Source organism: Ilumatobacter sp. (assembly GCF_030065885.1).
Classification (GTDB): domain Bacteria; phylum Actinomycetota; class Acidimicrobiia; order Acidimicrobiales; family Ilumatobacteraceae; genus Ilumatobacter.
Genome location: NZ_JASJCS010000025.1, coordinates 1 through 12,570 on the forward strand (window position 1 = coordinate 1; position 12,570 = coordinate 12,570).

5 protein-coding genes are annotated in these 12,570 nt (G+C 70.5%); 2 read left to right on the forward strand and 3 right to left on the reverse strand.

Translation table 11 applies throughout. The annotated features are described in order from the left end of the window. The first annotated feature begins 319 nt into the window (after positions 1-319). Positions 320-7,306 (forward strand): InlB B-repeat-containing protein, encoded by a 6,987-nt coding sequence (locus QNJ12_RS07855; protein ID WP_300621227.1) that lies wholly within the window; start codon positions 320-322, stop codon positions 7,304-7,306. A 312-nt stretch (positions 7,307-7,618) separates the two neighbouring features. Here QNJ12_RS07855 and QNJ12_RS07860 read toward each other — a convergent pair whose 3' ends face one another. The 3 genes from QNJ12_RS07860 to QNJ12_RS07870 form a co-directional block, all read right to left on the reverse strand. After that, positions 7,619-9,145 carry a flippase gene (locus QNJ12_RS07860; RefSeq protein WP_300621229.1) on the reverse strand — a complete coding sequence of 509 codons (1,527 nt, stop codon included), beginning with the start codon at positions 9,143-9,145 and terminating at the stop codon, positions 7,619-7,621. A 199-nt stretch (positions 9,146-9,344) separates the two neighbouring features. After that, positions 9,345-10,325: a glycosyltransferase family 2 protein gene (locus QNJ12_RS07865; RefSeq protein WP_300621231.1), complete on the reverse strand. Its 981-nt coding sequence runs from the start codon at positions 10,323-10,325 to the stop codon at positions 9,345-9,347. Then, positions 10,322-11,215, reverse strand: a complete 894-nt coding sequence (locus tag QNJ12_RS07870) for a glycosyltransferase family 2 protein (protein WP_300621233.1) — start codon at positions 11,213-11,215, stop codon at positions 10,322-10,324. Before QNJ12_RS07870 ends, QNJ12_RS07865 begins: the two co-directional genes overlap by 4 nt. 227 nt (positions 11,216-11,442) lie before the next feature. Between QNJ12_RS07870 and QNJ12_RS07875 the strand changes: the two genes are divergently transcribed. Beyond that, a complete protein-coding gene (locus tag QNJ12_RS07875) occupies positions 11,443-12,555 on the forward strand; it encodes a glycosyltransferase family 4 protein (RefSeq protein WP_300621236.1) in 1,113 nt (370 codons plus the stop codon). Positions 12,556-12,570: the final 15 nt, after the last annotated feature.

Here is a 12,570-nt window from a genome sequence, read left to right on the forward strand (position 1 = left end):
CGCTGGCCTCCTCGAGGTGGCGACGAGCTGACCCGCCCTCGTCACGCTGGCCTCCTCGAGGTGGCGACGAGCTGACCCGCCCTCGTCACGCTGGCCTCCTCGAGGTGGCGACGAGCTGACCCGACCTCGTCACGCTGGCGGGCGGCTCGCTGGCACCGTTGCGTGACGCTGGGTCGAATTCGCTCACTATCAGTGGCCGAGAACCGCCCGATTGGTGTACCGTCTGTCCAGAAACGGCGTTAGATCGGTGAGGCGGACCGAAATGAGACAACTGAAGACCGCGGTCACAGCGGTACTTTGCGCGACCACGTTCGTCGTGGTGCCCACGGCGGGAGCGCCTGCGGTCTCGGCGGCCGCGCCCTTCCATCAGACCGACTTCGAGGGCGAATCGATCGGCGACGACCCGGCGGACTGGCTCGACACCGGCGCCTTCAACAGCATGGCGGCCGACGACGCGCTGTTCGCCGTCGCCGACGCCGGCGGCACGCAGGCGTTCTCGACGGCCTCCACCGCGTCCAACATCCACAGCCACTTCACGGGCGCCGGCAGCGACGCGCTCGAGCGGTACTCGTACGAGGGTCGCATGCAGGCGTCGGCGGCCGACGCCGGCTACGGCGTGACGTTCCTCAGCGACTACCCGCAGTCCGACTCCTACTACCGGCTCCGCCGATACGGGAGCGGATCGTTCCGCCTCAGCCCGCACGGCACGTCGGTCACCGGCGGCACCGTCGATACGGGCGTCGTCCCCACCGCGGGCACCTGGTACCGGTTCCACATCGAGGTCGAGGTCGATCACGTCAACGCCCGCACCGACATCCGGGCGCGCGTGTGGCCCGACGGGTCGGCCGAACCGTCGACCTGGCAGATCGACGCCTACGACGACAGCGCGTCGCGTCGCACGGCGGGCACGTTCGGGGTGTGGAGCCACGGCAACGGGCAGAAGTACTGGGACGACCTCACCGTCACCGAGATCCCGTTGCCCGGACCGCACACGCTGACGGCGACGGCCACCGGCAACGGTTCGGTCGCCGCCGATCCGACCCCCGGGCCGTACGTCCACGGCTCGACCGTCGATCTGACCGCGGTCCCCGATCCGGGCTGGGCGTTCGCCGGCTGGTCCGGCGACGCGGGCGGTCTCGACAACCCGCTCACGATGACGATGCTCGCCGACGCGTCGGTCGACGCCACGTTCGTCGAGGTCGTCCCGGCGACGCTGACGGTCGACACTGCCGGCGCCGGCACGGTCACCGTCGACCCCCAGCAGGCCCAGTACTCCGTCGGCGACGTCGTCACCCTGACGGCGCTGCCCGACCCGGGTCAGGTCTTCGTCGGGTGGAGCGGTGCGGTCACCGGTCAGGCCAACCCGCTCGTCCTGCAGCTCGACGGCGACACGAGCCTCACCGCCACCTTCGACGTGGCGCCGCCCAGCCTCCTCGACGCCGACTTCGAGGCCGACGCCGTCGGTGACGACCCGGCCGGATGGGTCGACACCGGCCCGCAGAACGGCCTCGGCGTCGACGACTCCCTGTTCGCCGTCGACGACGTCGGGGGCACCCGCGCGTTCGGCACGACCTCGACCGCGAGCAACATCCACTCGCACTACGTCGACGCCGTCCTGCCCTCGGCCGCCAACTACGTGGCGGGCGGCCGGATGCTGATGACCGATCAGTCCGGCGGCATCGGCGTCACCGTGCTGAGCGACTACCCGCAGTCCGACTCGTACTACCGGTTGCGCCGCTACGGCGCAGGGTCGTTCCGCCTCAGCCCGCACGGCACCACGATCACCGGCGGCGTCACCGACACCGGCGTGGTTCCCGCCGCCGGCACCTGGTACCGCTTCCTGATCGAGGTCGCCGACCTCGGCACCGAGACGACGATCAAGGCCAAGGTGTGGGAGGACGGCACCGCCGAGCCCACCGGATGGCAGATCGACGCCGTCGACTCGTCGTTCACGCGTCACACCGCCGGCACGTTCGGCCTCTGGTCGCACGGCGCCGGTGGCAAGTACTGGGACGACGTCTACGTCGCGCCCATCGCCACCGATCCCTTCACGGTCACCACCTCGGCCACCGGCCAGGGCACGGTCACCAGGTCGCCCGACCTGCCCGAGTACGACCCGTTCTCGTCGGTCACCGTCACGGCGACGCCCGACCCCGGCTGGGAGTTCACCGGCTGGAGCGGCGGCCTCACCGGCACCACCAACCCCGCGACCGTCGTCGTCACCGACGACCTCGACATCACCGCGACGTTCGCCGAGACGATCGTCACGTACACGCTGACCACCGACGTCGTCGGCCTCGGCTCGGTGGTCCGCAACCCCAACGCCGCCACCTACGAGGACGGCACCACCGTCGACCTGACCGCGGTCGCCGACCCCGGCTGGGCGTTCACCGGGTGGAGCGGCGACCTCTCCGGCACGACGAATCCGGCGTCGATCGTCCTCGACGCCGACCGCACCGTGACCGCCACGTTCACGCCGACGTCGCCGCTGACCGTGACGGTGGCGACCAGCGGCAACGGGTCGGCGAGCATCGACCCCGACCTCCCCTCGTACGGGCTGGGCCAGACGGTGACGTTGACCGCCGCCCCCGATCCCGGCTCGATCCTCGATCACTGGACCATCGATCCGCCGGCGACGCCGGCCTGGTGGGACCAGGCGTGGGGCTACCGCGTCCCGGTCACCGTCGACGCCGACGGCACGACGCGCGTCGACACGGCCGTCGAGGCCGACGTCGACTTCAGCGCGGCCTGGGCGTCGCTCGGCGTCTCGGGCGACTTCGACCCGGCGTCGGTGCGCGTCGTCGAGGTGTCGACCGGCGGCGCCGTCATCGACCCCGCCGTCCCGTTCCAGTTCGACGCCGGTCCGGGCTTCGACGCCCAGACCAACGCCGTCGGCACGGTCACGATCCTCCTCGCCGGCCAGACCGACGCCGCTGCGCAACGGCACTACGACGTGTACTTCGACGACGTCGCCGCCGGGCACGCAGCGGCCAGCGTCGCGGCGCTCGTGTCGGTGACCGACGGCGTCCCCGATGCCGGCGAGGACACGTTCGAGATCGTCACGCCCGACACCACCTACTACTTCGACAAGGAGGGCGGCGGCTTCACCAGCATCGTCGACGCCGACGGCCTCGACTGGCTCGGCTACGGCCCCGCCGCCGGGTCGCAGGGCCAGTACCGCGGCATCCCCAACATGGTGTATCCCGAGGGTGTCATGCACCCGGGTGCCACCGGTGTCACCAGCACGCTCGTCGAGCAGGGCCCGCTCAAGGCGTCGATCCACTCCGAGACCGCCGGCGGCGTCTGGGAGACCGTGTGGGACATCTTCCCCGACCGCGCCCGCATGACCGTGCTCAACACCGGGCACTCGTACTGGTTCCTCTACGAGGGCACGCCGGGCGGTGAGCTCGACCTCGGCACCGACGTCGTCGTGCGCTCCGACGGCACCCAGACGACCGTGTCCGACTCGTGGACCGGCGACCTCGCCGGCGAGGAATGGGTCTACTTCGGCGACCCCGCGGACGGCCGCTCGCTGTACGTGGCGAACCACGAGCAGGACGGCGCCGTCGACTCGTACTTCCAGCTCGACGGCAACATGACGGTGTTCGGCTTCGGGCGCAGCGGCACCGGCACCTACCTCACCGCCGAGCCCGCCGAGTTCACGATCGGCCTCGTCGACAGCGTCGACCTGGCACCGGTGTCGGCCGAGATCCAGGCGGCGATGCGCCCGATGACCGTCACCGTCGGGGCCGCCGCGTCGGGGCAGGGCACGAGCACGCTGACCGGCGACGTCGTGTCGTTCGACGTGTCGGCGTCCCACACCGTCACCGCGGTCTTCGTCGCCGCTCCGACGCCAACGGTCACGCTCGGTACGACGGGTTCGGGCACGGCGTCGGCGAACCCCGATCTGCCCCAGTACCTGTACGGCCAGACCGTCGAGATCACGGCGACCGCCGATCCGGGCTGGGAGTTCACCGGTTGGACGGGCGACCTGTCCGGCACCACCAACCCGCTCTCGTTCTCGATCACCGCCGACATGACCGTGTCGGCCACGTTCGAGCTCGAGGCTGCCGACGCGCCCGACATCGACATCTGGTACGGCACGCAGCAGACGTACGGCAGCGTCGGCGTCCCGCAGCCGTACTACAACGTGCTCGGCAACGTCTCCGACCCCGACGGCGTCGCATCGCTCTCCTACACGCTCAACGGTGGTTCCCCGGTCTCGCTGTCGATCGGCTCCGACGACCGCCGCCTCGCGAACTCCGGCGACTTCAACGCGGACGTCCGCGAGGCCGATCTCGTCCCGGGGGCCAACCAGGTGGCGATCACCGCGATCGACACGCTCGGCAACTCACGGACGCGCACCGTCACGGTCGACTACACCGACAACGTCTGGCCGTCGACGTACTCGATCGACTGGAGCTCGGCGGCCACGATCGGCGAGGTCGCGCAGGTCACCGACGGTGAGTGGGCGATCGAGGGCGGCGGCCTCCGCACCCAGGACCCCGACTACGACCGCCTCGTCGCGATCGGTGACACCGGATGGACCGACTACGAGATCGAGGTGCCGATCACCGTCCATGCGATCGACCCCGAGGGCTTCCAGAACTGGACCAGCGGGTCGGCGGCCGCGATCGGGCTGCTGATGCGGTGGAACGGCCACACCGACAACCCGGTGGCGGGGATGCAGCCCAAGACCGGGTGGCTGCCCTACGGCGCGATCGGCTGGTACTGGTGGACCAGCCCGACGAGCGGCAGCCTCCGACTCGAAGGCAACAACGGGAGCCTGATCGGGTACGACGGTGGCTTCCCGCTGTCCGTCGGCGGCACCTACGTGTACAAGATGCGCGTCGAGTCGATCTCCGGGGTCGGCGGGCGGTACTCGCTGAAGGTCTGGCCGCAGGGATCACCCGAGCCGTCGGGATGGTCGCTCGTCGGCCAGCAGGGCGCCTCCGACCCGCAGAACGGCTCGCTGCTGCTGCTCGCCCACCACATCGACGCCACGTTCGGCGACGTGACGATCACCCCGCTCGGCGGCTCCGACGTGACCCTCGACGTCACCACCAGTGGCAGCGGCTCGGTCACCGTCGATCCCGATCAGCCCACGTACACCTACGGCGACGTCGTCTCGCTGACGGCGGTGCCCGACGCGGGGTTCGTGTTCGCGGGGTGGAGCGGTGACGCGACGGGCTCGGCGAACCCGCTCTCGCTGACGCTCGACGGCTCGAAATCGGTCACCGCGACGTTCGTGCCCGAGAACCAGCCGCCGACGATCTCCGCGCTCTCGGTGACGCCGTTCGTCAACGCGGCGACGGTCACGTGGACGACCGACGTGCCGGCGTCGAGCGAGGTCGCGTATGGCGAGACCACCGGCTACGAGTTGGGCACCGAGACCGACCCGGTCCTCAAGACCCAGCACAGCATCACGCTCACCGGCCTGACGAGCGAGACGCTCCATCACTTCCAGGTGACGTCGGTGGGCGCCGGCGGCGGTTCGTCGTCGTCGTCGGACCAGACGTTCACGACGCTGGCGCAGAACCCGAGCGGGTTCGTGTCGGAAGACTTCAACGAGTGTGCCCTCGACACCGGCCTGTGGACCTTCGTCGATCCGCTCGGCGACGGTGGCGTCGTCGTGAACGGCACCCAGCTCGAGCTCTCCGTGCCCGGCGGTGTGAACCACGACGTGTGGACCGGCGGCAACATGGCGCCGCGGGTGATGCAGTCGGTGGGTGATGCCGACTTCGAGGTCGAGGCCGGCTTCGAGTCGGCGGTCACGGACACCAACGAGATGCAGGGCATCCTCGTCGAACAGGCGCCCGGCGAGTTCCTGCGATTCGACGTGTACGGCAGCGGCGGGCAGACGTACGTCTTCGCGGCTCGGTTCGTCGCCGGCCAACCCACCGTCATCGCCAACGTCGCGCTCGGCGCGCCCTCGACCACCAACCCGCAGGTCGGGCTGCGGGTGACCCGCGCCGGCGACACCTGGACGCTCACGTCGTCGCTCGACGGCGGGGCGTGGACGCCGGTGGCGACCTTCGTGCACGCGTTGACGGTGTCCGAGATCGGTGTGTTCGCCGGCAACGCCGGTGCGGCTCCGGCGCACACGGCGGTCGTCGACTACGTGTTCGAGACGTCCGAGCCGATCGTCCCCGAAGACCCCAACAGCTCGACGCTCACGGTCGGCACCGTCGGCAGTGGTTCGGTCACCGTCGATCCCGACCAGCCGGTCTACGCCTGCGACGAGCAGGTGACGTTGACGGCGGTGCCAGATGCGGGGTTCGTCTTCGACGGGTGGAGCGGTGACGCGTCGGGGTCGGCGAACCCGCTGTTGCTCACGATGGACGGTTCGAAGTCGGTCACCGCGACGTTCGTGGTCGACAGCGGCCAGCAGCCGCCGGTGATCTCTGCGCTCTCGGTGACGCCGTTCGTCGATTCGGCCACGGTGTCCTGGACGACCGACGTGCCGGCGTCGAGCGAGGTCGCATACGGCGAGACCGCGGGATACGAGCTGGGCACCGAGACCGATCCGACGCTGCGCACGTCGCACAGCATCACGCTCACCGGGCTCGCAGCCGAGACGCTGCACCACTTCCAGGTGACGTCGGTCGGGGCGGGTGGTTCGTCGTCGTCGCCGGATCAGACGTTCACGACGCTGGCGCAGAACCCGAGCGGGTTCGTGTCCGAGGACTTCAACGAGTGTGCGCTCGACACCGGTCTGTGGAGCTTCGTCGATCCGCTCGGCGACGGTGGTGTCGTCGTGAACGGCACGCAGCTGGAACTGTCGGTCCCCGGCGGTGTGAACCACGACGTGTGGACCGGCGGCAACATGGCGCCGCGGGTGATGCAGTCGGTGGGTGATGCCGACTTCGAGGTCGAGGCCGGCTTCGAGTCCGCGGTCACCGACACCTACGAGATGCAGGGTCTGATCATCGAGCAGGCACCTGGCGAGTTCCTGCGATTCGACGTGTACGGCAACGCAGGGCAGACGTACGTGTTCGCGGCGCGGTTCGTCGGCGGTTCGCCGACGGCGCTGGCGAACGTCGCGCTGGGTGTGCCGTCGACGACCGCTCCGCAGGTCGGGTTGCGGGTGACCCGGGTGGGCGACACCTGGACGTTGGCCGCCTCGCTCGACGGCGGTGGATGGTCGACGGTGACGAGCTTCGTGCACGCCTTGACGGTGTCCGAGCTCGGTGTGTTCGCCGGCAACGCCGGTGCGGCTCCGGCGCACACGGCGGTCGTCGACTACGTGTTCGAGACGTCCGCACCCATCGTCCCCGAGGACCCGAACGCCGTCACCTGTCCGTAGGACGCGCCCGATGTCGGGCTGACGGCGCAGAGACCGCCTTCTGCGGCCGCCGGCTCGGCGTCGGGCCGCAGGTCGGCGCCGGAGGCGTCCGCCGGCTCGCCGCTACCACCGTGCCGCGCACACCCGTCGCCACCGACCGTGATCCCGGGCTGCGAGTCGGTCCCGCTGTGGGCCCGGTTCGCTTCGGTTGCGTGGTCGGCCGCGGTGCCGACCAGCGTTCGCATGATCGGCGCCGTGCCGGTCAGCGGCGGCTGTGTGTCGGTTCGCGTCGGTCGCGTCGTGGGTCGCAGTGCCGACCGCGCTCGGTCCCGGTCAGCCGTCGGTCGCGTCGGGGGCGGGCGGGAGGCGGCGGATCCGCCGGCCCAGCGTCGCGAGCAGCTCGCGGTCGCTGTCGGTGAGCACTCGGAGGGCCAGGGCGAGCGTCACGAACACACCTGCGCCGGCGGCGATCGGGACGAGCAGCACGTACTCGCTGAGGCGCCAGGCCACGAGGAACATCGCCGTGCCAGCGACCAGGATCTTGCTGATCCGGACCAGTGTCTCGCTCGAGAACAGCTCGGGCGTGATGCGGCGGACCGCCACCACGACCATGAACGACTCGGTGACGAAGTAGCCGAGCGCGCCGGCGACGGCGCCGTTGCCGACCTCACGGTCGAAGACCGGCACGACGGCGAAGTCGAAGGCGACGGACATCACCACACCGATCGCCATCAGCTTGCTCCAGAACTTCTCTCGACCGGACGTGTACGCGACCTGACCAAGGAGCATCGTCAGGAAGATCAGGGGCAGTGACATCGCGAAGACGCTGAGCACGTGGCCGCCACGGCGGAAGTCCTCGCCGAACATCAGCACCGCGAACGGCTCGCCGATGGCGGCAGCTCCGAACCCGACGGCGACGCCGGCGATCGTGAGCAACGAGAACGCCCGGTGCACGATGACCTTGCCCGCTTCGGCGTCGGTCGTGTGCAGCCGTCCCATCACCGGGAAGAGCACCCCCATCAGCATCGCGGGGATGAAGAGCAGCGAGTGGATCAGCGTGTCGGCTGACGCGTACCACCCGAGCGCGGCGTCGTCGATCAGCATCGACATGACGACCACGTCGATCTGGAGGTAGACGACGAGGATGATGCTGCCGACCATGTACGACGAGCTCGCCCGCACGATCAGCCCGTAGCCGCCGTCCGGGCGTGCGAACGTCACCCGGTGCTGTCGCCGGTAGAACAGCGCGAACAGACCGAGACCGAGCAGGCCGCTGACCGTCGTCGTCCACGCGATCTCGATCACGCCACCGCCGGCGAAGAGCACCGCGAGCACCAGCCCGGTGAGCACGATCTTCGACGTGACGAACGCGATCGAGCTGTACGACATCTGCTCCATGCCGCTGAACGCGGAGCCGAACACCTCCTGGAGGATGGTGAGCAGCATCGCGAGACCGGTGATCGCGACCAGCGCGACCATCTCGCGGTCGAGGCCGGCGACCAGGACGTACCCGGCCATGCCCAGGCTGGCCACGGCGAACGCCGCGAGCCGGATGAGCAGGATCGGGCCGACGAGCGTCACGCCCCGGGCACGGTCGCGTGCCATCTCGAGGACGAGGTAGGTGCCCGTGCCGAGGTTGACGCACACCTGGGCGATCAGCCAGAGCGAGAACGCGAGCTGGAGCCGACCCACCCCGTCGGGACCGAGGAACCTCGGGTACGCCAGCACGAGGACCGTCCCGAGGATCCAGTTGAGGACCTGCGACGACGCCATCGCCGCCAGGTTCCGCCCGATCGAATGCCGGGCCCCCGACTGTTCGGCGTCGGCCCCCTCGTCGGCAGCGACGTCGGGCTCGGTCACGACGTCACCGTCCACGATCGACGTGTCGCGCCCGCGCCGAAGCGCCCGGCACACCCGGCGCGCGTCGTCGGGCCGAGGAAGGTCACGTGACGCACCGCGCCCGCCTGCACAGCAGGTCCGTCATGTCCGCGAGGCTACCGCTGCGGTCCGCGTGCTGTCGATCGTCTTCGTGGGATGCGGACGCCGTCGGGTGCTGGGGTCAGCGGGGCTCGAGCAGCCCGGCCACGTCGACGGTGTAGTCGCGCCGGCACCGGCGATAGGCGCGCTCGAAGGCGACGAGGCGGGGGAGGCCGGCGATCGCTCGGTGCGGCCGCAAGCTGGTGAACGGGGTGACGAGCACCTGGCGCCACATGTCGCGGCGCCAGATCCGCCCGTTCCAGACCGGTGCGTCCGGGGGCGAGACGAGGCTCATCTTGGCGGCGACCGCGCCGTGACCGATCCCGTAGCCCGAGCGGTGCCGGTACACCGCCCGGAGGCCGAACCGCCGGCCGGAGGTGTGGTGCACCACCGCCTGCGGGAGGAAACGGATCGCCACACCGTCGCGGGCTGCCCGGAGGACCCAGTCGAGGTCGTCGCCGCCCACGAGCGCCGTGCCGGGCCCGAGCTCCTCGTCGAAGGGGCCGACCCGTTCGTACGCCGCTCGTCGGACGATGAAGTTGGCGCCCGCGAATTCGGACCCCGGCGGCAGCTGCGGGTCGCCGGCGGCCGCCCGGAACGTGGCGTCGACCGGTTCGACCGCAGGGCACACCGAGAGGCGCCATCGCGGCGCAGGCGGCGCGACCAGCGATCCGGCGACGAGGCCGACGCCGGGGTCGGCGGCGATCGCCGACGAGACGTGCGCCAGCCAGTCGGGCGCCGCCTCGCAGTCGTCGTCGAGGAAGGCGACGGTGTCGCACTCGGCCTGCCGGATGCCCAGGTTGCGGGCTCGGTTGAGTCCGGGTTCGGGCACCCACACGCCGCGGATCCGGTCGTCGCGCCGCGCGAACCCGTCGACGACGCGCCGCAGTTCGGCGTCGTCGCCCTGCATGATCACCAGCAGGTTCCACCGGTCGTGCGTCTGAGCGCGAACCGACTCGATCGCGTCGGCGATCGTCGCCGCTCGCACGGTCGGGATGCAGACCGTGATCGGGATGTCCGAGTGGGCTGTGGCGCGCGAGCCGTCGCCCCCCGACCCGTTCATCGTCGCGCTCTCGGACGGCGCCACCAGTAGCGCCCGAGGATCCCGAGATCCTTCAGGAGGAGTCGCCGGTACCGGATCGTCCAGCGCCCGATCGCTGCGAGACAACCGGCGGTCTCAGGGAGCCCGGGCCTCGCTCGCCAGACCGCTCGCAGGAGATCGCCCAGCATCTGCCACATCGGCAAGGGCGGCCGTCCGGACGTCGATTCGGTGAACCAGTTGCCGTACGCGTGATGGTCGACCCAGACGTTGAACTGCTGGATCGACTGCCCGGGATGCAATCTCGACCGGAAGAGGTGATCGTCGAAGATCTCGAACCGTCCGAGCAGGCAGAGCTCAGCGAGCAGCAGGTGGTCACCGAACGCGTACGGGCCGATCAGACCGGTCTCGGCGAGCGCGCTGCGGCGGATCACGCCGAAGACCGGCAGGCAGTCGTGCCAGACCATGAGCACGTCCCAGAGCCGCTCGCTCACTCGTTCGGAGTTCGTGCGCATCGGGTACTCGCGGGACCCCGCCGGCTCGGTGTCCTCGTCGACGTACGACGTGTTGGAGAACGCGAGCACGACGCCGGCGTCGCGATCGAACGCCTCGACGCAGCGTTCGAGGAAGTCGGGCTCCCACGCGTCGTCGTGTGCCAACCAGACGAAGAGGTCGCCCGTCGCCTCGCCGAACACGGTGTTGAAGTTCCAGGTCGCGCCCTTGGTCTCCGCATGTCGCAGGTGCCGGACCCGTTGATCGCGTTCGGCGAACGACGCCGCGATCGATCCGGTCGCATCGGTGGACGCGTTGTCGGAGATCAGCAGCTCGAAGTCCTCGAAGGTCTGCGCCATGACCGAGTCGAGGGCCTCGGTGATGAAACGCTCGCCGTTGTAGACCGGCAGTCCGATGCTCACCCGTGGCGCCATGGTGTCTGTCAGCTCCCTGTTCGAAAGGTCTCGACGTTCGCCGCCGGTGGACCCGTCCTCGTCGACCTCCGCCGTCTCCGCCCGTCGGCCGGTGAGGCAGGAGATGGATTATGGCGCAAGCCCGGCTCGAACGGGCAGCCGCCGTCGAACACCGATCGGCTCGGTCGCACCGACCGTGGGGACGTGAGCCCCGGCGGGGAGGTACGTTTGAGGTGATGGCTGGGAACGACGGGCGGGGAGTCGATGTGTCGCGGCCCGCGGTCCCGGTGACGATCGTCCACGAGGAGCACCTCGGTCATCGCACCTACGCGGCGAACCTGCGCACCGCATCGCTCGAACGCCCCGACATCGATGCCGAGTGGGTGCCGGTCCGGTACGGGTCGATCCCGTCGCCGGTCGACCGGCTGCCGCTCCCCGCCAGCGTCCGCGCCGCGCTCGCCGGCCGTCGCGAGGTGCGACGCGGCCTGCGCGATCGGCCTGCCGACGTGCACATGTTCAACACCCAGGTCCCGGCAGCGCTGGGCGGCGGCCTGGCGAGGTCCAAGCCCTACGTCGTGATCACCGACGTGACGCCGCTGCAGTACGACCGGATGGCCGACGGATACGGCCACCGACCCGATCGGCCCGGGCCGGTGCGGTGGTGGAAGCACCGCGTCAACCGCCGCGTCTTCACCGAGGCCACCTGGTGCGTCGGCTGGAGCAGTTGGGCGGCCGGGTCGTTCGTCGACGACTACGGCGTCGACCCGGCTCGGGTGGCCGTGATCCCCCCGGGCGTCGACACCGATGCGTGGCGACCACCGGCCCAGCGCCGGCACACCGGGGTGCGCATCCTGTTCGTCGGCGGCGAGTTCCCGCGGAAGGGTGGCGACCTCCTCGTCGAGAGCCTCGCGTCGTTGCCCGACGACGTCGAGCTGCATCTCGTGACGAAGACACCGGTCGCGGCCAACGACCGCGTGCGCGTGTACGACGATCTCGGTCCCAACGATCCGCGACTCATCGAGCTCTTCCGGACGAGCGACGTCTTCGCGATCCCGAGCCGGGCCGAGACGTTCGGCATCGCGGCCGCCGAGGCCAGCGCGATGGCGTTGCCGGTGGTCGCCTCGGACGTCGGCGGCTTCGCCGACATCGTCGCCGACGGCGAGACCGGCTTCATCGTGCCGCACGGCGACGGTGCGGCGCTCACGACGGCGCTACGACGGCTGGTGGACGATCCGGCCCTGCGGCGCTCGATGGGTGAGGCCGCGCGCCGCCGTGCGGTCGAGCGGTTCGACTCCCGCACCAATGCGGCCCGCTTGTTCGACCTGGCCCACTCGTGCGCACCCGCGTGACCGGGCGTCGTCGCC